Raw genomic sequence first — 18,112 nt, 5'->3', positions numbered from 1 at the left:
AGCTAGACCCGCCGGCGTTCCCGTTCGGCGGCCAGCTCGGCGACCACCACTTCGCACGCTACGGTCTGGCTGTACCCGCGGCGGGCCAGCATCGCCACCAGCCTGCGACTGACCTTCGCGTCGTCCTCACTCAGTACCTCCCGTCGCAGCCTGGCCCGGACCAGCCGCTCAGCCCGGTCCCGCTCGGCACCGCCACCGAGCCCGTCCAACACCGCGGCGATCACCTCGTCGTCGACGCCCTTGGTGTGCAATTCGGCGGCCAATGCGCGCTTGCTCTTTCCCGCGCTCGCCCGACGGGACCGCACCCACTGTTCCGCGAAGTCGGTGTCGTCCACCAGGCCAACGGCGGCCAGCCGATCCAATACCCGCTTCCCGATGTCGTCGGGGTACCCCCGTTTCGCCAGCTGGCCGGATAACTCGGCTCGGGTTCTTGATCGCGCGGTGAGCAGGCGCAGACACAGTGCCCGCGCCTGCTCCTCGCGAGTCGACTCAGAAGTCGACGGGGGCGGGCAGGACGCCGTCATTTGAGAGGTCATCGGTCACCACCGCACCAATGCCAAGCTTTTCCTTGATCTTTTTCTCGATCTCGTTAGCCACGTCGACGTTCTCCAGTAGGAAGTTGCGGGCATTTTCCTTGCCCTGGCCGAGCTGCTCACCCTCGTAGGTGAACCAGGAACCGGATTTGCGGATAAAGCCTTGATCCACGCCCATATCGATCAACGAGCCTTCTCTGCTGATGCCCTTGCCGTAGAGAATGTCGAACTCGGCCTGCTTGAACGGTGGCGACACCTTGTTCTTGACGATCTTGACCCGGGTGCGGTTACCGACCGCTTCGGTACCGTCCTTGAGCGTCTCGATCCGCCGCACGTCCATACGCACCGACGCATAGAACTTCAGCGCCTTTCCGCCAGTTGTCGTTTCGGGCGATCCGAACATCACGCCGATCTTTTCGCGGAGCTGGTTGATGAATATCGCCGTGGTTCCCGAATTGTTCAGCGCGCCGGTCATTTTCCGCAGCGCCTGGCTCATCAGCCGGGCCTGCAGTCCGACGTGGCTGTCCCCCATCTCGCCTTCGAGTTCCGCCCGCGGCACCAGCGCCGCCACCGAGTCGATGACCACAATGTCGAGCGCGCCTGAGCGGATCAGCATGTCGGCGATCTCGAGTGCCTGTTCACCGGTGTCCGGCTGGCTGACCAACAAGGAGTCGGTATCCACCCCGAGCTTCTTGGCATACTCCGGATCCAGCGCGTGCTCGGCGTCGATGAACGCCGCGACACCGCCGGCGGCCTGGGCATTGGCCACCGCATGCAGTGCCACGGTGGTCTTACCCGAAGACTCCGGGCCATAGATCTCTATCACCCGGCCACGCGGCAACCCGCCGATGCCCAGGGCGACGTCCAGTGCGATGGACCCGGTCGGAATGACCGAGATCGGCTGACGCACCTCGTCGCCGAGGCGCATCACCGAACCTTTGCCGTAACTCTTCTCGATCTGGGCCACGGCCAGCTCAAGAGCCTTCTCACGGTCGGGGGCTTGCGTCATGGTGCCTCTCCTGTAGTCGGTGTTCGGTGACCGGTATTGGTCGGTTGGCCGTGACACTAGAGAAGGCCACCGACAAGTCGGATCTCCGAATGGTCACCACAGTAGCCGAACACCTGTTCGATTCAAGTTCGACACGCCGTGTGTGGGAATATCAGCTATCGAAGAACACATGAACATCTCCGCTGAGCTGGCCGAAATCTCCTCCTATGGAGGGTTTTTCGCACTGACCGTGGGTGGAGATGCAACGGGATGGCATCCGGTCGCCCGGTCCTACGCCGACGGCTCCGCGGATTTGATCGAGGCCACCGTCAGGCGCTACCACACGACGGAGTTGCGAATCGGCGCCTCCCTGGTGCACCTCGGCCATGCAGCCCGGCTGTGGTCACCCGTGCTGGCGTGCGTACTGAGCCACGGCGTCATCCCGGACTTGACGAACCTGCAGCGTGCCGACGACGGCGCACAGCTACGACTGCCCGAACCCGTCGGAGCGCCTGCCTCACCATCGCCGGAGTTGCTCTATCGCGTGGTCGTGACCAACCATATGGAGCCATTCGCGGCCGGCCTGCGGGTCAAGTTGGCGCCCGGCCTGCTGTCCGGAAACATCGCGTCTGCCCTGGTCGGGACGGCTAGGGCCGTCCTTGCGGCGCGCCCCCACTTGCGTAGGCCCCTGGTCGAGCTCACCAACGGTCTGCTGAGCACCGGCAACCTGACCGGCTCCGGCGTGATCACCGGCCCAAGTTTGCGGTTCAGGCGTCGCAGCTGCTGCCTCTTGTACCGAACACCCGCGGGAGCCAAGTGCGGCGATTGTCCGCTCTAGCGAGCAGCTAGACCGACGCCCTGAGCGCAGACTCGAGGTCCCAAGGGCTCACCACTGATCCCGGGGAACGTCGAAGGCGACGCAGAGCGCCCGCCACACAGCACGGGGCTCGACACCGTCCTCGATCGCCTGGGCGGCGGTGCGGCCGTCGAAGTCGGTCAGTACGTGGTCGACCAGCACCGACGAGCCGTAAGCAGCACCGAACCGCAGGACGACCCGCTCGTGGAACTCCGTCAACCGCACGCTCGCCAACATACCTACGGCGTTACCCAGCCAGCGCAAGCGCGTCGTGGCATACCTGCACCGGATCGGCGACCCCCGCGATGCTGGCGGCGGCCCTTTTCGCGGCCGCGCGGAACCTCGGCGACGACAGCACCTCGTTCACCGCCGCCACCAGCGCGTCGGACGTCAACGGTCGGATCAGCACCGCGCTGCCCTGACGGACCACCCGGTTGGCCATCTCCCACTGATCCCCGCCGCCGGGAACTACCACCATGGGCACCCCGGCGAGCAGTGTCTTGGCCACCATCCCATGACCGCCGCCACAGATCACCAGATCGGCCTGCGTCAACAGCTCGGCCTGGCTCCCCAGCCCAACCACCGCCCAGGGCGGCACCATCAGGTCCGCTCCGCTCAGCCTCGACACCACCAGGCGCGATCCCGCCGGCAGCGTTTCTCCCGGCGCCAGGCACCCCAGCGCGATTTCGGCCAATCCGGTAGTTCCGGTCAACGCGGTGGACGGCGCGACGACCACCACCGGCCCGGAACCGGGGGGGACGGTCAGCACCCGATCGGTCGGCTCGAAGTGCAATGGGCCCACCACGACGGCCTCGGCGGGCCAATCCGGACGGGGAACCTCGAGCGCGGGCAATGTGGCGATCAGCCGTCGCAGCGGTCCGGGGTCACGGACCGGCAGTCCGATCTCGAGCCGAACGGCGGCGCGCTGCCGCAGGCCCACCCGCCAGGACTGCCCCGCCAGCGCTCGCATGCTGGCATCGCGCAGCCGGCCGCGGATACCGGTGCCCGGAGCCAATCCGCTGCCAATCGGCGGCAGCCCCTTCGACGGCAGGTACAGCGGATGCGGGTTGAGTTCCACCCACGGGATCCCCAGCAACTCGGCGGCCATGCCGCCGCACGCCGTGATGACGTCGGACACCACCAGCTCAGGCGCCAATGCGCGCAGCGGCGCCACATTCAGCACGGCCATCTGCGCGGCACGCCGATGGATCCTGGCCCCGGCGTCAAGATCGTCGTCGGTGGCCGCCAGCCCTTCCAACTCGACGGCCTCAACGCCGGCGGCGCCGGCGGCTTCCAGCCATTCCACCCCGGTGAACAGGGTAGGCGTATCGCCGGCCTGCTGGAACCGTTGGCACAGCGCGATCGCGGGAAAGGAGTGCCCGGGATCTGGCCCGGCGACCACCGCGACGCGCATTCGCCCTACCCTGCCACAGCGCCGCAGCCCTAGGCTGGCAACCATGACCGAGCTGACCCAAACCAGCACCGACAACATGCGCACGGTCGAGGGTTTCCTGAACGCCCTGCAGGATGAGGACTTCGAAACCGTAGACGCGGCATTCGACGACGACCTGGTCTACGAGAACGTCGGATTTTCCAGGATCCGCGGCGGCCGCCGAACGGCGAAGCTGCTTCGCCAGATGCAAGGCCGCATCGGGTTCGAGGTGAAGATCCACCGCGTGGCCGCCGACGGCGCTGCGGTGCTCACCGAACGCACAGACGCACTGATCTTCGGCCCACTGCGGATTCAGTTCTGGGTATGCGGCGTTTTCGAGGTGCACAACGGCCGGATCACCCTGTGGCGGGACTACTTCGACACCTTCGACATGCTCAAGGCACTCATGCGCGGCCTGGCCGGGATTGTCATTCCGTCACTGCGGGCGACGTTCTAGATGAGCGACGCACGCACGAAACCCAACGCGCTGCAGTACATCCGCTATTGCTACGGCAGACGACTGCCCGACTCGATGCGGGACTGGGTGCGCAACGACCTCGCGGGAAAGGGTGCGACCGCCCGGATGATGATCCGCGTCGCAGTTCCGGCGGTGCTGGTGGTCGCCCCGTTCTGGCTGATTCCGACGACGCTGGACGTCCACCTGAGCATGACGCTGCCGATTCTCATTCCGTTCGTGTACTTCTCGCACGCGCTCAACAAGATATGGCGCCGGCACATGCTGCGCGTACACGGCCTCGACCCGGAGCTCGTTGATCAACGTGCTCGGCAACGAGACGCCCATATCCACCAGGCGTACATCGACCGCTACGGGCCGCGACCCGACTGAACCCAACTCTGCAGCAGCGACATCTGACGGCTGGTTGGCTCCGGCGGCGCCGGCGGTAACGGCGGCGTCGGCGGGCCGTAGCCCGCTATCTGCGCGGCAATCCGCCCAGTTCGTCAAACGCCTGGGCCCAGCTAACCAGACGATCGGTAGCTCCAGCCAGTTCCGCGCGATAGCGCTGTTGCGAACCCACGTCACGCACCGCGTCACCATTCGCCGAAGACACCAATTGCGCTGCCGCGGTTACCATTTCGTTGTACTGACGAACGCCGGCCCCCAGCTGCGCGGTGTAGGCATTGATGGTCGGCACCAGATACCCGCGCGACGATGCGGACTCGTGCGCCGCCCGTTCCATCGACACCACCTCGGCGGCGGTGGCCACCATCGCGGCCGACGTCCGCTTGGCCGCGTCAGTCAGATCACTGACCTCGTGGGCGGGCAGCATTGCGCCCCGCTCGATAACTCCCAGCAATGAGAAGAACCCGCGTTCGGAGGCGCCCAGCGCGCCCATCGCGGGCCGCGCCGCCGAACCGGACGGAGGGAGCCGACGGGTGTTGGTCGGCCGCTGCGCCGGCAGCGGCTCCGCCTTCAGCCAGCGGTAGCGGAAGAACAACAACGTCGCCGGAACGGCCATGACCACCGCTACCGCGCCGGTGATCTGCAGCAACAGCGCAAACCAGCCCCAGGCCGCCAGGACTGCCGTCACCAAGCCCCAAAAAGCGACCCCGGCGGTGAATATCCATGCCCATCGCAGCGCTCGTCGGCGCCGACGAAGCAACCGTGCCCGCGGGTCGCTTGCGGCCCTGATCTTGCGGGCCACCAAGTCGGCTAGGTCGGCTACCGTGTCGAGTCCGCGTTGCAGCACCGCGCGCCCATGCCCGCGCTGATTCGACTTCACGACCATGTCGAATCTGCCGTGTTACTGACCGTAGGGCTGCTCGGCAATAGCCCCACCGGGAGTCTCGGTGGCCGGTCTGGGTGTGGCCGCCGTCCCCCCAGCCGGCAACGCCTCGCCCCGCATCGACGCCCGGATCTGCTCCAGCCGGGAATGACCGGCCATCTGGATGCCGGCCTGCTCAACCTCGATCATGCGGCCCTGCACCGAGCTCTGGGCAAGTTCGGCCGAACCGATCGCGTTGGCGTAACGACGTTCGATCTTGTCACGCACCTCGTCGAGCGAAGGTGTGTTGCCCGGCGCGGCGAGCTCACTCATCGACCGCAACGATGCACTGACCTGCTCCTGCATCTTCGCCTGCTCGAGTTGGCTGAGCAGCTTGGTGCGCTCGGCGATCTTCTGCTGCAGCACCATCGCGTTTCGTTCGACGGCCTTTTTGGCCTGGGCCGCGGCACTGAGCGCTTGGTCGTGCAACGACTTGAGGTCTTCGACGCTCTGCTCGGCGGTCACCAGCTGAGCTGCAAACGCCTCGGCGGCGTTGTTGTATTCGGTGGCCTTGGCAGCATCACCGGCGGCGGTGGCCTGGTCGGCCAATGTCAGGGCTTGGCGCACATTGACCTGCAGCTTTTCGATGTCCGCCAGCTGCCGGTTGAGCCGCATCTCCAATTGCCGCTGGTTGCCGATCACCTGCGCCGCCTGTTGAGTCAGCGCCTGATGGGTGCGCTGTGCTTCTTCAATGGCCTGCTGAATCTGCACCTTGGGGTCGGCGTGCTCGTCGATCTTCGAGCTGAACAGCGCCATGAGGTACTTCCACGCTTTGACGAACGGATTGGCCATTAGTTAGCTCCGCCTTCGTTTCTTTGTGTGCACCGGATGGGCTCGCTGCCCTGTCGCTCAATTTAGTGCGTCAGCGCGCGTAGCCCCACCCATGGTGCATATCTTGGGGACGCGGACTGCCGGACGGCACTTAGGCCACCGCCAGAGACACCACCGGGGGAATGACGACCTTGGTGCCGGGGTCAATGGTGGCACCGGTTGCTCCGCCATCCGAGGTGGTGCGGGCCGCGCGCTCCTCGCGCGCCATCCGCTCGCCCGCATCGATGAGCACCACCGACAACGGGACCCGCAATGCATCGCAGATCGCGTTGAGCAGCTCGCTCGAGGGCTCCTTGCGACCGCGCTCGACCTCCGACAGGTACCCGAGGCTCACCCGCGCCGACTCAGACACTTCGCGCAGCGTCCGGCCCTGCGACGTCCGGGCCCCGCGCAACACGTCACCAATGACCTCACGCACCAATGCCGCCATCGAGTTCTCCTTGTCCGCCTCTCAGTCGTCATCAGGTGAACGCCGACTGCGGTGGTGTTGGTTCCCCGGATCAGTTGGCGGTCTGGCGTATCCCCCTGATGGCCGACACGACGTAGTCGACGCCGGTGACCACCGTGAGCACGATCGCGGCGCTCATCACTACCTCGGCCGCAACGTGGAGCGGACCCGAAAGCGGCAATATGAACAAGCCGATCGCCACCGCCTGGACCACGGTCTTGAGCTTGCCGCCCCAGCTGGAGGGAATGACGCCGCGACGAATTGTCGCCAATCGCAACACGGTCACCCCGATCTCACGGGTCAGGATCAACACCGTGATCCACCACGGCAAGTCACCGAGCATCGACAACCCGATCAGCGACGCCCCGATCAGCGCCTTGTCCGCGATCGGATCGACAAACGCACCGAATTCGGTGGCCATCCCGTAGTTGCGGGCCAGCAGTCCGTCGAATCGATCGGTAACGCAGGCAACCGCAAATATCGCCCACGCCACCACCCGGGCAATGGGCTCATGGCCGCCACCGTAGAACAGGGCCACCAGCATGATCGGTACCAACACCAGCCGCAGCAGGGTCAGGATATTGGCGAGGTTGGCGATACGGGCACGGCCTGCCATCTGACCTGTTTGCGGCTGCCCCGACACGGCAACCAGAATAACGGTTGACCAGCTCACGCAGTCCTCGATGTCGATACTGTTCACACGTGACCGAAAGCCCACGAGATCATCGGCCGGTGGTTAGACGCGCGCGAACGTCCGATGTCCCCGCGATCAAACACCTCGTCGACACCTATGCGGGAAAGATCTTGCTGGAAAAGAATCTGGTGACGCTCTACGAAGCCGTTCAGGAGTTCTGGGTCGCCGAACACCCCGAGATCCAGGACAGGGTGGTTGGTTGCGGGGCGTTGCACGTGTTGTGGTCCGATCTTGGTGAGATCCGTACCGTCGCGGTCGACCCCGCCGTGACCGGCCACGGAATCGGCCACGCCATCGTCGATCGGCTTCTCGAAGTGGCCCGTGACCTGCAACTGGAGCGGGTGTTCGTGTTGACCTTCGAGACCGAGTTCTTCGCCCAGCACGGCTTCACCGAGATCGAGGGAACGCCGGTAACCGCCGAGGTGTACGAAGAGATGTGCCGCTCCTACGACATCGGGGTCGCCGAATTCCTGGATCTGAGCTACGTCAAGCCGAACATCCTGGGCAACTCCCGCATGCTGCTGGTGCTTTAGGGTTCTACTTCGCCGAACGTGTACTGGCTGCGAGATCTGAGTCGAAATTTCGCAGTGAGTTCACGGTCGGCGACGCTACTCGAGGTCGTCACCCGCATCTGAGTCACTGCTCACACCCCGGATCGCTGCCAGCGTCGCCGCCAGCTCATCGGGCTTGACCAGCACCTCACGGGCCTTGGACCCTTCGCTGGGCCCGACGATGCCACGGGTTTCCATCAGGTCCATCAACCGGCCCGCCTTGGCGAAGCCCACCCGCAGCTTGCGCTGCAGCATCGAGGTGGAGCCGAACTGGCTGGATACCACCAACTCCACGGCCTGCAGGAAAACGTCCATGTCGTCGCCGATGTCGGGGTCGACGTCGGTGCGTTCGCCGGTGGGCTTGGCGGCCGTCACGCCCTCGGTGTACTCGGGTTCCGCCTGGTCTTTGCAGGCGCTGACCACCGCGTGGATCTCTTCGTCGGTGATGAACGCGCCCTGCAGCCGGATGGGTTTGCTCGCACCCATCGGCAGAAACAGACCGTCGCCCATGCCGATCAGTTTTTCGGCCCCAGCCTGGTCCAGGATTACCCGGCTGTCGGTGAGCGAAGAGGTCGCAAACGCCAGTCGGGACGGCACGTTGGTCTTGATGAGCCCGGTGACGACGTCCACCGATGGGCGCTGGGTGGCCAGCACCAGGTGAATGCCGGCGGCACGGGCCTTCTGGGTGATCCGCACGATGGCGTCCTCGACGTCGCGCGGCGCGGTCATCATCAGGTCGGCCAATTCGTCCACGATTGCCACCACGTAGGGGTACGGCCGGTACTCGCGCTGGCTACCCAGCGGCGCCGTGATGGCACCGGATCGCACCTTGTCGTTGAAGTCGTCGATGTGACGCACCCGCGACGCCTGCATGTCCTGGTAGCGCTGCTCCATCTCGTCGACCAACCAGGCCAGCGCAGCAGCGGCTTTCTTCGGCTGGGTGATGATCGGCGTGATCAGATGCGGAATGCCTTCATACGGCGTCAGTTCGACCATCTTCGGGTCAATCAGGATCATCCTGACCTCTTCGGGAGTGGCCCGGGTCAGCAGTGAGACCAGCATGGAATTGACGAAGCTGGACTTGCCCGATCCCGTCGAACCGGCGACCAACAAGTGCGGCATCTTGGCCAGGTTGGCCGAGATAAAGTCGCCTTCGATGTCCTTGCCCAGCCCGATCACCAGCGGATGGTGGTCGCGGCGGGTCGACGCTGCGGTGAGTACGTCGGCCAGCCGCACCATTTCCCGATCGGTGTTGGGCACCTCGATGCCGACGGCCGACTTGCCGGGGATCGGCGCCAGCATGCGGACACTCTCGGTGGCCACGGCGTAGGCGATGTTCTTCTGCAGCGCGGTGATCTTCTCCACCTTGACGCCGGGTCCCAGCTCGACTTCGTAGCGGGTGACGGTGGGCCCGCGGGTACAGCCCGTAACGGCGGCGTCCACCTTGAACTGGGTGAGCACTTCCCCGATCGCCCCGGCCATGTGGCTGTTGGCGACGCTGCGTTTCTTGGGCGGATCGCCGGCTATCAGCAGGTCCAGCGACGGCAGCGTGTAAGGCCCCTCGACGACCCGGTCCAGGGTCTGGGTCTGTTTGCGTGAACTGCGACGGCGGGTCCGGGCGACGGCGGGTTCCGGAGTGGTCGGAGCGTCGTCTTCTGTCTCCACAGCCGGGGCCGACGGCCAGGCCTGTGGTCCGTCGTCGGGGCGCACCGGCGCCTCGTCGTAGTAGCCGTCGGAGAAGTCCTCGCGGGCGACCTCCACGGTGTCCGCGTCGTCACCCTCGAAGTCCTGATAGTCGTGGTAGCCGTCGTAGTCGTCGTAGTCGTCGGAGTAGTCACGCTGGAACAACCGGGTGCTGAACATGCTGCGCAGTGCATCGGGCACTTCCCGGATCGTGATCCCGGCCAGCAGCAGCAGTCCGAACAGCGCGCCGATGAACAACAGCGGCGCGGCGATCCAGGCGGTCAACCCGTCCGAGAGCGGCCCGCCGATAGCGAAACCGATGAACCCCGCCGCCCGCCGGCGCGACTCCGGGTCCTCGGGCGAGCCCGCCCATAGGTGGCACAGGCCGAGAAACGAGCTCGCGATCAGGCTGGCCCCGAGGATCAGCCGGGGCCGCGCATCGGGGTTGGGCTCGGTTCGCATTAGCACCACCGCCACGGCGGCGGCGATCACTGGGAGCATGACGACGCCCGAGCCGATGAACGTCCTTAGCACCGCGTCGACCCATGCGCCGAGCGGTCGGGCGGCGTCGAACCACGAGCTTGCGGCGATGACGACGGCAAGACCGAGCAACACCAGCGCGATTCCGTCACGGCGATGCCCGGGCTCGATCTCGCGGGCTCGCCCGATCGAGCGCGCGGCGCCGCCGGTGCCCTTGGCCGCCATCATCCAGGTGGCGCGCGCGGCCCGGCCGCAGGTGAGTCCGGCGGAGACCAGCAGGGACCGATGGTGCCGTCTGGGGGGTCTGCTCACCGCCTTGACGGGTCTGCTCGACCTCTTTCTGGGCGCGGCCGGTCGTGCACTTCGGGATGCGCCCCGCGAAGTGGCCCTTGACCTGCTCGTTCGCGTGCTAGAGCGGGCAACGGTCTTGCTAGCCATGACGGCAAGCCTAGTCGCAACCACACCATCTGCACCACCCGCCACACTGGCAACTCTGATCTATGCCCCCCATCGGCGCCGTGTGGTCCGGACGCGTGAGTAGGGTGACGAACGGTGACAAAAGTCACGGCGCGTCCCGACGCACCAACCCCGCGCCCCCAAGACGTGCCCAAAAAGCGTCCGAGTTCCAGGAGGCCCCAGCATGCCCGTCGTCGTCGTCGCCACTCTGACCGTCAAACCTGGATCAGTCGACACCGTTCGCGACATCCTCACCCGGGCGGTCGACGAAGTGCACGGCGAACCTGGCTGTCAGTTGTACGCGCTGCACCAAACGGGCGAGACCTTCATCTTCGTTGAGCAATGGGCCGATGCCGAATCACTCAAGGCGCATAGCACAGCGCCAGCGGTCATCGAGATGTTCACCGCGGTCGGCGAGCACCTGGTCGGGGCGCCGGACATCAAGATGTTGCAACCCGTTCCGGCGGGCGATCCGGACAAAGGGCAGCTGCGCCGGTGATCGACTTGGCACCAGCCGGACCATTGAAAGGCAAAGTCGCGTTCATCACCGGGGCCGCGCGCGGTCAGGGCCGCGCCCATGCGGTCCGGCTGGCTAGCGACGGCGCGAATGTGATCGCGGTCGACTTGTGCGAGCAGATCGCCAGCGTGCGCTATCCGCTGGGCAGCTGGGACGACCTGAACGCCACCGTCAAGCTAGTCAAGGACGCTGGCGCCCGCATCGTGGCCAAGCAGGCCGACGTGCGCAATCGCGCCTCGCTCTCCGCCGCGTTGCAGACGGGCCTTGATGAGTTCGGCCGGCTCGACATCGTCGTGGCCAATGCCGGGATCGGTCCCATGCAGGCGGGTACCGATGGTTGGCACGATGCCATCGACGTCAACCTCACCGGCGTCTTCCACACCGTGGAGGCCGCGATACCGACCATGATCGACCAAGGCGACGGCGGGTCGATCGTGCTGATCAACTCGGCCGCCGGACTGGTCGGCGCCGCCAGCGCCGATGCCGGCTCTATCGGCTACACCGCGGCCAAACACGGGTTGGTCGGACTGATGCGGGTTTATGCCAATCTGCTTGCACCGCACAGTATCCGGGTAAACTCGGTGCATCCGTCCGGTGTCGACACGCCGATGATCAACAACGAGTTCACCCGGCAGTGGCTTGCCGACCTTGCCGCCGAGTCGACGTCGCCGCCCGACATGGGTAACGCGCTGCCGGTGCAGGTTCTGCAGCCAACCGACATCGCCAACGCGGTGGCGTGGCTGGTGTCCGACCAAGCGCGCTATATCACCGGCGTCAGCTTGCCGGTCGATGCGGGCTACGTGAACAAGCGGTAGTCGATGACCCGAAATCCCGCCGCCCAGACCGCCGTCGGCCCGATGGTATTGGCGGCCGTGGAACAAAACGAGCCACCGGACCGCCGGCTGGTGGACGACGACCTCGCGGACCTGTTTTTGCCGAGGCCGCTGCGATGGCTGGTCGGTGCAACCCGGTCGGCGGCATTGCGCCGGCTACTCATCGGTGCGTCGGAGTGGTCCGGCCGCGGTCTGTGGGCCAATCTGTCCTGCCGCAAGCGTTTCATCGGAGACAAGCTCGACGAAGCGCTCCGCGACATCGACGCGGTTGTCATCCTTGGCGCCGGATTGGATACCCGCGCCTACCGGTTGACCCGGCGGGTCCGCATCCCCGTCTTCGAAGTTGACTTACCGGTCAACATCGCCAGGAAGGCCAAGACGGTCCGCCGGGTACTAGGTGAACTTCCGTTATCGGTTCGCTTGGTAGCGTTGGATTTTGAGCATGACGACCTGCTTACCGCTCTGGCCGAGCACGGCTATCTCACCGACTACCGGGTTTTCTTTATCTGCGAAGGCGTGACCCAATACCTCACCGAACATGCCGTCCGGCGAACCTTGGAGGGACTGCGCGCGACTGCGCCGGGCAGTCGGATGGTTTTCACCTACGTCCGCCGGGACTTTATTGACGGTACCAACCGCTACGGCACCCGGACGCTGTATCGCAAGGTTCGCCAGCGACGTCAACTGTGGCACTTCGGCTTACAGCCCGACGAAGTTGGCGCGTTTCTCGCCGACTACGGTTGGCGGCTGACCGAGCAGGCCGGGCCGGAGGAGCTTCTGCAGCGCTACGTCGAACCCACCGGCCGCAAACTCAACGCATCCCAAATCGAGTGGTCTGCCTACGCAGAGAAGAACTAGCCCGGGCCACACGCCCGAAACAGCTTGCGGCACGAAGTTTCATACCTCGATGACCGTTGGCACGATCATCGGCTGGCGGCGATAGGTTTCCCCCACCCACTTGCCGACCGTGCGGCGCACTCCTTGGGCGATCCGGATCGGATCGGTGACGTTCGCGGCCACCAGCGATTCCAACTCCGCCTCGACCTTTCGCACGGCGGGCTCGAGCGCCTTGGGGTCTTCGGAAAAACCCCGGGAGTGTAGGTGTGGCGCAGCCAACGGCTGGCCGGTACCACGCTTGACCACCACGGTCACCGCGACAAAGCCCGACGACAAAATGAGCCGCTCGCCCAGGGTGATGTCGCCGACGTCGCCGGTGATCAAGCCGTCGACGAACATCTTGCCGACCGGCACCGCACCCGAAATGCTGGCTTTGCCGGCGACCAGATCGACGCTGACACCGTTCTCGGCCAACAGAATCGACTCTTGCGGTACTCCGGTACTGGCAGCCAGCTTGGCGTTGGCACGCAGGTGCCGCCACGTCCCGTGCACCGGCATGACATGCCGTGGCCGCACCCCGTTGTAGAGGAACAGCAGTTCACCGGCATAGGCGTGGCCCGAAACATGCACCCGGGCTTGGGCGTTGGTGACGACTCGGGCGCCGATCTTGGATAGGGCGTCGATGACGCCGTACACCGCCTCTTCGTTGCCGGGGATCAACGACGACGACAAGACGATGAGATCACCCGCAGTCAGGGTGATGCTGCGATGTTCGCCGCGCGACATGCGCGACAACGCCGACATCGGCTCGCCCTGTGTGCCGGTGGTGATCAGCACGACTTGTTCGGGCGCCATCATCTCGGCGGCGGCGATGTCGATCAGGTCTGAATTGTCCACGCGCAAAAAGCCCAGGTCCCGCGCAATTCCCATGTTGCGGACCATCGATCGCCCGACGAATGCCACCCGCCGGCCCAATGCCACTGCCGCATCGATGATCTGCTGCACCCGGTCCACGTTGGAGGCGAAACACGCCACAATGACCCGTCCGTTAGCACCCCTGATCAGCCGGTGCAGCGTCGGGCCCACCTCGCTTTCCAATGGCCCGACGCCCGGATGCTCGGCATTGGTCGAGTCACACAAAAACAGATCGACGCCGGCATCACCCAGCCGGGACATCCCGGGCAGGTCGGTGGGGCGACCGTCCAGCGGTAGCTGATCGAGCTTGATGTCGCCGGTGAACAAGACGGTTCCAGCGCCGGTGTACACGGCGATGGCCAAAGCGTCGGGGACGGAGTGGTTGACGGCGAAGTACTCGCATTCGAACACGCCATGCCTGGTGCTCTGGCCCTCGGCAACCTCGACGAACACCGGTTTGACGCGGTGTTCCCGGCACTTCGCGGCGACCAGGGCCAAGGTGAACCTGGAGCCGACGATCGGGATATCCGGCCGCAGCTTGAGCAAGAACGGAATCGCCCCGATATGGTCCTCGTGCGCGTGGGTCAACACCAGCGCCTCGATGTCGTCGAGCCGGTCTTCGATATGCCGCATGTCCGGCAGGATCAGATCGACACCGGGTTCATCATGACCGGGAAACAGCACACCGCAGTCGATAACCAACAGCCGGCCCAGATGCTCGAAAACCGTCATATTGCGACCGATTTCGCTGATGCCGCCTAGCGCGGTGACCCGTAGCCCGCCTGCGGTCAGAGGACCTGGCGGTGGAAGGTCCTCGTTCACGTTTGGCTCACTGTGTAACTCACCTGAGCACCGAAGCCGCGCGCATATCCGCCGCCAACGCGTCGACCTGCTCCGGTGTCGCGGCAACCTGCGGCAGCCGTGGATCGCCGACGCCGATACCCTGCAGCCGCAGACCCGCCTTGGACATCGTCACCCCACCCAGCCGACTCATCGCATTGCATAACGGCGCAAGGCCGACGTTGATCTTGCGAGCGGTAGCGGTATCGCCAGAACCAAAGGCGGACAACAACTCTCGAAGCTGTCCGGCCGCCAGATGGGCAATCACGCTAATGAAGCCGGTCGCACCCATGGCCAGCCAGGGCAGGTTGAGCGCGTCATCGCCGGAATAGTAGGCCAGTCCGGTTTCGGCCATGATCTGGGCACCGCTGTGCAGGTCGGCCTTGGCGTCCTTGACCCCGACGATGTTGGGATGCGACGCCAATGCGCGGATCGTTTCGGGCTCTATCGGCACCGCCGACCGCCCGGGGATGTCATAAAGCAGCACAGGCAGCTCGGTCGCGTCGGCCACGGCGGTGAAATGGGCGTGCAGACCCCGCTGCGGCGGCTTCGAGTAGTACGGAGTGACCACCAGCAACCCGTGCGCACCTTCGGCCGCGCAGGCCTTGGCCAGCCGGATGCTATGCGCGGTGTCGTTGGTGCCCGCGCCGGCGATGACACGCGCCCGGTCGCCCACCGCCTGCAGGACGACACGTAGTAGCTCGAGTTTCTCGTCGTCGGTGGTGGTCGGCGATTCGCCGGTGGTGCCCGAGACCACCAGGCCGTCGCATCCCTGCTCCACCAGCTGGTTCGCCAGTCGCGCCGCCGCGTTGGTGTCAAGGGAGCCATCGGTGCCAAACGGCGTCACCATCGCGGTCAGCAGGGTTCCCAGGCGCGCTGCGACGTCGAATCCGACGGTGGTCACGGCTCCCTAGGTTACCTGGCGCTTTATCCCTGCCGCGAGAGCGCATGTGTCCGTACAGCGACACGCCGCGCGGACGGTACATCTGCGCGCGCTCGCGACGGGTCAGGCTTCGGTGGCTAACGGACTGGTCGCGACCTCGGTGCCGTCGGCCAGGGTGGCGATCTCGAAGTCGGCAAATACCGCGGGTGCGACGTCGACGAGCTGACGCAGGCACGTGATGGCCAGGCGCCGGATTTCCACGTCGGCGTGCTCGCTGGCCCGCATAGCGATGAAGTGTCGCCATGCCCGGTAGTTGCCGGTCACGACGATGCGAGTTTCGGTGGCATTCGGCAGCACGGCACGCGCGGCCTGGCGGGCCTGTTTGCGACGCAGTATCGCGTTGGGTTGGTCGGCGAACTTGGCTTCCAACTTGGCCAGCAGCTCGGTGTAGGTGGCGCGGCTGGCGTCCGCGGCGGCGGTCAGGATCTGCTGCAGCTCGGCGTCGTCCTCCAGCCCGGGCGGCACGACGACCTGCGAGTCGCCTTCCGGCACGTAGCGCTGCGACAACTGCGAGTAGGAGAAATGCCGGTGTCGGACCAGCTCATGTGTGCAGGACCGCGAGATGCCGGTGATGTAGAACGACACGCCCGCGTGCTCGAGCACCGAAAAGTGTCCGACATCGATGATGTGCTGGATATAGCCGGCGTTGGTCGCGGTTCGGGGATTGGGTTTGGACCAGCTCTGGTAGCAGGCCCGGCCGGCGAACTCGACCAGCGCGGGGCCACCGTCGGCGTCGGTGGTCCACGGCACGTCCGGCGGCGCCAGGAACTCGGTCTTGGCGATCAGTTGCACGCGCAGCGCCGCGGTCTCTGCCACGGCGCTCACCTTACGATGCACGGCTCTGAGCGGCGCAATGAGCGTGGCGGCGTCAGTCAACGTAGATCGTCCGCGGCCGCCCTCACCGTGTCGCTGATTCGCGCGATGATCGGACTGTCGAGCTTCCAGCATTGCCAATAGAGCGGAACGTCGAGGTGTACGTCGCAGATCCGCACGAACGATCCGTCGGCAAGCTGCGACGAAGCCAGCTTCTCGGGGAACATGCCCCAGCCCAGCCCAGCGCACGCTGCGGCGGCGAAGCCCTCTGCGGTCGGGACAAAGTGCGTCGGCCTGGCGATGGTGCCACGAAACGCCTTGTGCACCAACATGTCCTGCAGTGCATCGTCGCGATTCCACGCCAGCGACGGAGCTTCGGCCACCGCCGAGGGGGTGAACCCGTCGGATAGATAGCGCTCGACGAACGCCCTGCTGGCCACCGGTAGGTAGCGCATCACACCGAGCGGGTGAACCCGGCAGCCGGGCACCGGGGTCCGCTCGGTGGTCACCGCCCCCATCGCCACGCCCTCGCGCAGCAGCCGCGCGGAATGGTCCTGATCCTCGATCCGAACGTCGATCAGGACATCGCCGAGCCCGTCGAACACGGCCGAAAACCACGTCGCCATGGAATCGGCGTTGACCGCGATGGTGATCCGGGTGCGTTCCAGCGATGCGCTGCCACCCATTTCGGCCAGCGCCTCCGACTCAAGCAATGCCGTTTGTGCCGCCAGCCGCAACAGCGGGATCCCGGCGGTCGTTGCCATACAAGGCTTTCCTCGGACCACCAGCACCTGGCCGATCCGCTGCTCCAGCGACTTGATGCGTTGACTAACCGCCGAAGGGGTGACATGTAGGCGCTCTGCGGCCGCATCAAAGCTGCCCAGTTCGACCACGGCCGCCAACGCGGCCAGCTGCGAACCGTCAAGCTGCCGGTCATACACGCGGCTGAGCTGCTGCACATTAGCGATATTAATGGATACGCAAAATCATTAGCTGTACTGAGCCGGTAAGAACTGCCTAGCGTCGATCGCGTGAGCTCACCCCTGGTCATCGGCTTCCTGGCCTGTTTCACGCTGATCGCCACGATCGGCGCACAGAACGCGTTCGTACTCAGGCAAGGAATCCAGCGCGAGCATGTGCTGCCGGTGGTGGTGTTGTGCACGGTGTCCGACATCGCGCTAATCGCCACCGGTATCGCCGGGTTTGGCGCATTGATCAGCGCACATCCGGGTGCGCTCAATGTCGCCAAGTTCGGCGGCGCGGCGTTCTTGACCGGCTACGGGCTGCTTGCCGCCCGGCGGGCGTGGCGACCCTCCGCATTGACCCCGTCGGAGGCCACGCCGGCGCGCTTGGCCGAGGTCCTGGTGACCTGTGCGGCGCTCACGTTCCTCAACCCACACGTTTATCTCGACACCGTCGTGCTGCTGGGCACGCTGGCCAACGAGCACCGCGACGAGCGCTGGCTGTTCGGCCTTGGCGCGGTCACCGCCAGTGCGGTGTGGTTTACCACCCTCGGGTTCGGCGCCGGCCGGTTGCGCGGGCTGTTCGCCAACCCCTGGTCGTGGAGAATCCTGGACGGCCTGATCGCGGTCATGATGGTGGGGCTGGGAATCGCGCTGGCCACGACATAGCAGACCCGAAAAGTGGCTGGTGGGCCGGTGCCGAGGTGTACAGCAAC

21 protein-coding genes are annotated in these 18,112 nt (G+C 65.6%); 8 read left to right on the top strand and 13 right to left on the bottom strand.

The features are described 5' to 3' along the window. Window positions 1–2: 2 nt before the first annotated feature. Together recX and recA are read right to left on the bottom strand one after the other, a co-directional pair. The gene (gene recX / locus AADZ55_RS08520; protein ID WP_085323817.1) at window positions 3–524 is read right to left on the bottom strand and encodes a recombination regulator RecX; all 522 of its coding nucleotides are present in this window, start codon (window positions 522–524) and stop codon (window positions 3–5) included. Next, window positions 490–1,542 carry a recombinase RecA gene (recA, locus tag AADZ55_RS08515; RefSeq protein ID WP_085323818.1) on the bottom strand — a complete coding sequence of 351 codons (1,053 nt, stop codon included), beginning with the start codon at window positions 1,540–1,542 and terminating at the stop codon, window positions 490–492. The genes recX and recA overlap by 35 nt, the downstream gene beginning before the upstream one ends. A gap of 169 nt (window positions 1,543–1,711) precedes the next feature. On the opposite strand from recA, the gene AADZ55_RS08510 reads away from it, so the two are divergent. Continuing rightward, window positions 1,712–2,359, top strand: a complete 648-nt coding sequence (locus tag AADZ55_RS08510) for a (2Fe-2S)-binding protein (RefSeq protein ID WP_085323819.1) — start codon at window positions 1,712–1,714, stop codon at window positions 2,357–2,359. A gap of 48 nt (window positions 2,360–2,407) precedes the next feature. Here AADZ55_RS08510 and AADZ55_RS08505 read toward each other — a convergent pair whose 3' ends face one another. Both AADZ55_RS08505 and AADZ55_RS08500 read right to left on the bottom strand, forming a co-directional pair. After that, a complete protein-coding gene (locus AADZ55_RS08505) occupies window positions 2,408–2,602 on the bottom strand; it encodes a DUF3046 domain-containing protein (protein WP_423202364.1) in 195 nt (64 codons plus the stop codon). 22 nt (window positions 2,603–2,624) lie between these two features. Continuing rightward, the gene (locus tag AADZ55_RS08500) at window positions 2,625–3,791 is read right to left on the bottom strand and encodes a glycosyltransferase (RefSeq protein WP_085323821.1); all 1,167 of its coding nucleotides are present in this window, start codon (window positions 3,789–3,791) and stop codon (window positions 2,625–2,627) included. 43 nt (window positions 3,792–3,834) lie between these two features. On the opposite strand from AADZ55_RS08500, the gene AADZ55_RS08495 reads away from it, so the two are divergent. Beyond that, window positions 3,835–4,266, top strand: a complete 432-nt coding sequence (locus tag AADZ55_RS08495; protein ID WP_085323822.1) for a limonene-1,2-epoxide hydrolase — start codon at window positions 3,835–3,837, stop codon at window positions 4,264–4,266. After that, complete coding sequence (locus tag AADZ55_RS08490; protein WP_085323823.1) at window positions 4,267–4,656, top strand: DUF5313 domain-containing protein; 390 nt, start codon at window positions 4,267–4,269, stop codon at window positions 4,654–4,656. It begins immediately after the preceding gene. 85 nt (window positions 4,657–4,741) lie between these two features. On the opposite strand, the gene pspM is transcribed toward AADZ55_RS08490, so the two are convergent. From pspM to pgsA, 4 genes are all read right to left on the bottom strand, one after another. Further along, window positions 4,742–5,557: a phage shock envelope stress response protein PspM gene (pspM, locus tag AADZ55_RS08485; RefSeq protein WP_085323824.1), complete on the bottom strand. Its 816-nt coding sequence runs from the start codon at window positions 5,555–5,557 to the stop codon at window positions 4,742–4,744. Between the two features lie 15 nt (window positions 5,558–5,572). Then, a complete protein-coding gene (pspA, locus tag AADZ55_RS08480) occupies window positions 5,573–6,385 on the bottom strand; it encodes a phage shock protein PspA (protein ID WP_085323825.1) in 813 nt (270 codons plus the stop codon). 130 nt (window positions 6,386–6,515) lie between these two features. Next, window positions 6,516–6,854, bottom strand: coding sequence for a transcriptional regulator ClgR (clgR, locus tag AADZ55_RS08475; protein ID WP_085323826.1), 339 nt, complete (start codon window positions 6,852–6,854; stop codon window positions 6,516–6,518). A 70-nt stretch (window positions 6,855–6,924) separates the two neighbouring features. Then, window positions 6,925–7,488 carry a CDP-diacylglycerol--glycerol-3-phosphate 3-phosphatidyltransferase gene (pgsA, locus tag AADZ55_RS08470; RefSeq protein WP_207569031.1) on the bottom strand — a complete coding sequence of 188 codons (564 nt, stop codon included), beginning with the start codon at window positions 7,486–7,488 and terminating at the stop codon, window positions 6,925–6,927. Window positions 7,489–7,574: 86 nt separating this feature from the next. Between pgsA and AADZ55_RS08465 the strand changes: the two genes are divergently transcribed. Next, window positions 7,575–8,099, top strand: a complete 525-nt coding sequence (locus tag AADZ55_RS08465; protein ID WP_085323827.1) for an amino-acid N-acetyltransferase — start codon at window positions 7,575–7,577, stop codon at window positions 8,097–8,099. A 75-nt stretch (window positions 8,100–8,174) separates the two neighbouring features. Here the strand turns inward: AADZ55_RS08465 and AADZ55_RS08460 are convergent, their stop codons facing one another. Continuing rightward, on the bottom strand, window positions 8,175–10,718 hold the full coding sequence (locus tag AADZ55_RS08460) for an FtsK/SpoIIIE family DNA translocase (RefSeq protein WP_207569026.1): 2,544 nt from the start codon (window positions 10,716–10,718) through the stop codon (window positions 8,175–8,177). A gap of 202 nt (window positions 10,719–10,920) precedes the next feature. On the opposite strand from AADZ55_RS08460, the gene AADZ55_RS08455 reads away from it, so the two are divergent. Genes AADZ55_RS08455 through AADZ55_RS08445 form a run of 3 tightly spaced genes read left to right on the top strand, consistent with a single transcriptional unit; the run spans window position 10,921 to window position 12,944 of the window. Continuing rightward, the gene (locus AADZ55_RS08455) at window positions 10,921–11,235 is read left to right on the top strand and encodes a putative quinol monooxygenase (RefSeq protein WP_085323828.1); all 315 of its coding nucleotides are present in this window, start codon (window positions 10,921–10,923) and stop codon (window positions 11,233–11,235) included. Window positions 11,236–11,240: 5 nt separating this feature from the next. Continuing rightward, on the top strand, window positions 11,241–12,068 hold the full coding sequence (locus AADZ55_RS08450) for a mycofactocin-coupled SDR family oxidoreductase (RefSeq protein WP_085323969.1): 828 nt from the start codon (window positions 11,241–11,243) through the stop codon (window positions 12,066–12,068). Window positions 12,069–12,071: 3 nt separating this feature from the next. After that, window positions 12,072–12,944: a class I SAM-dependent methyltransferase gene (locus AADZ55_RS08445; protein ID WP_085323829.1), complete on the top strand. Its 873-nt coding sequence runs from the start codon at window positions 12,072–12,074 to the stop codon at window positions 12,942–12,944. 39 nt (window positions 12,945–12,983) lie between these two features. On the opposite strand, the gene AADZ55_RS08440 is transcribed toward AADZ55_RS08445, so the two are convergent. From AADZ55_RS08440 to AADZ55_RS08425, 4 genes are all read right to left on the bottom strand, one after another. Continuing rightward, entirely contained in the window at window positions 12,984–14,660 is a 1,677-nt protein-coding gene (locus AADZ55_RS08440; RefSeq protein ID WP_085323830.1) for a ribonuclease J, read from the bottom strand. Window positions 14,661–14,679: 19 nt separating this feature from the next. Further along, window positions 14,680–15,582, bottom strand: a complete 903-nt coding sequence (gene dapA, locus AADZ55_RS08435; RefSeq protein WP_085323831.1) for a 4-hydroxy-tetrahydrodipicolinate synthase — start codon at window positions 15,580–15,582, stop codon at window positions 14,680–14,682. Window positions 15,583–15,684: 102 nt separating this feature from the next. Then, window positions 15,685–16,437: an FAD-dependent thymidylate synthase gene (thyX, locus tag AADZ55_RS08430; RefSeq protein ID WP_085323970.1), complete on the bottom strand. Its 753-nt coding sequence runs from the start codon at window positions 16,435–16,437 to the stop codon at window positions 15,685–15,687. 56 nt (window positions 16,438–16,493) lie between these two features. Beyond that, on the bottom strand, window positions 16,494–17,375 hold the full coding sequence (locus AADZ55_RS08425) for an ArgP/LysG family DNA-binding transcriptional regulator (protein WP_085323971.1): 882 nt from the start codon (window positions 17,373–17,375) through the stop codon (window positions 16,494–16,496). A gap of 90 nt (window positions 17,376–17,465) precedes the next feature. On the opposite strand from AADZ55_RS08425, the gene lysE reads away from it, so the two are divergent. Then, window positions 17,466–18,065: an L-lysine exporter gene (lysE, locus tag AADZ55_RS08420; protein ID WP_085323832.1), complete on the top strand. Its 600-nt coding sequence runs from the start codon at window positions 17,466–17,468 to the stop codon at window positions 18,063–18,065. Window positions 18,066–18,112: the final 47 nt, after the last annotated feature.

The sequence above is a fragment of the Mycobacterium decipiens genome, from assembly GCF_963853665.1.
GTDB lineage: Bacteria > Actinomycetota > Actinomycetes > Mycobacteriales > Mycobacteriaceae > Mycobacterium > Mycobacterium decipiens.
Note: the sequence above shows the minus strand (reverse complement) of the source record. Positions and strands in the feature narration are given on the sequence as shown.

Bases quoted from the DNA above. Each gene is read 5' to 3' on its own strand.
- recX (WP_085323817.1), bottom strand. From the start codon at position 524: ATGACGGCGTCCTGCCCGCCCCCGTCGACTTCTGAGTCGACTCGCGAG.
- recA (WP_085323818.1), bottom strand. From the start codon at position 1,542: ATGACGCAAGCCCCCGACCGTGAGAAGGCTCTTGAGCTGGCCGTGGCC.
- AADZ55_RS08510 (WP_085323819.1), top strand. From the start codon at position 1,712: ATGAACATCTCCGCTGAGCTGGCCGAAATCTCCTCCTATGGAGGGTTT.
- AADZ55_RS08500 (WP_085323821.1), bottom strand. From the start codon at position 3,791: ATGCGCGTCGCGGTGGTCGCCGGGCCAGATCCCGGGCACTCCTTTCCC.
- AADZ55_RS08495 (WP_085323822.1), top strand. From the start codon at position 3,835: ATGACCGAGCTGACCCAAACCAGCACCGACAACATGCGCACGGTCGAG.
- AADZ55_RS08490 (WP_085323823.1), top strand. From the start codon at position 4,267: ATGAGCGACGCACGCACGAAACCCAACGCGCTGCAGTACATCCGCTAT.
- pspM (WP_085323824.1), bottom strand. From the start codon at position 5,557: ATGGTCGTGAAGTCGAATCAGCGCGGGCATGGGCGCGCGGTGCTGCAA.
- pspA (WP_085323825.1), bottom strand. From the start codon at position 6,385: ATGGCCAATCCGTTCGTCAAAGCGTGGAAGTACCTCATGGCGCTGTTC.
- clgR (WP_085323826.1), bottom strand. From the start codon at position 6,854: ATGGCGGCATTGGTGCGTGAGGTCATTGGTGACGTGTTGCGCGGGGCC.
- pgsA (WP_207569031.1), bottom strand. From the start codon at position 7,488: ATGGCAGGCCGTGCCCGTATCGCCAACCTCGCCAATATCCTGACCCTG.
- AADZ55_RS08460 (WP_207569026.1), bottom strand. From the start codon at position 10,718: ATGGCTAGCAAGACCGTTGCCCGCTCTAGCACGCGAACGAGCAGGTCA.
- AADZ55_RS08455 (WP_085323828.1), top strand. From the start codon at position 10,921: ATGCCCGTCGTCGTCGTCGCCACTCTGACCGTCAAACCTGGATCAGTC.
- AADZ55_RS08445 (WP_085323829.1), top strand. From the start codon at position 12,072: ATGACCCGAAATCCCGCCGCCCAGACCGCCGTCGGCCCGATGGTATTG.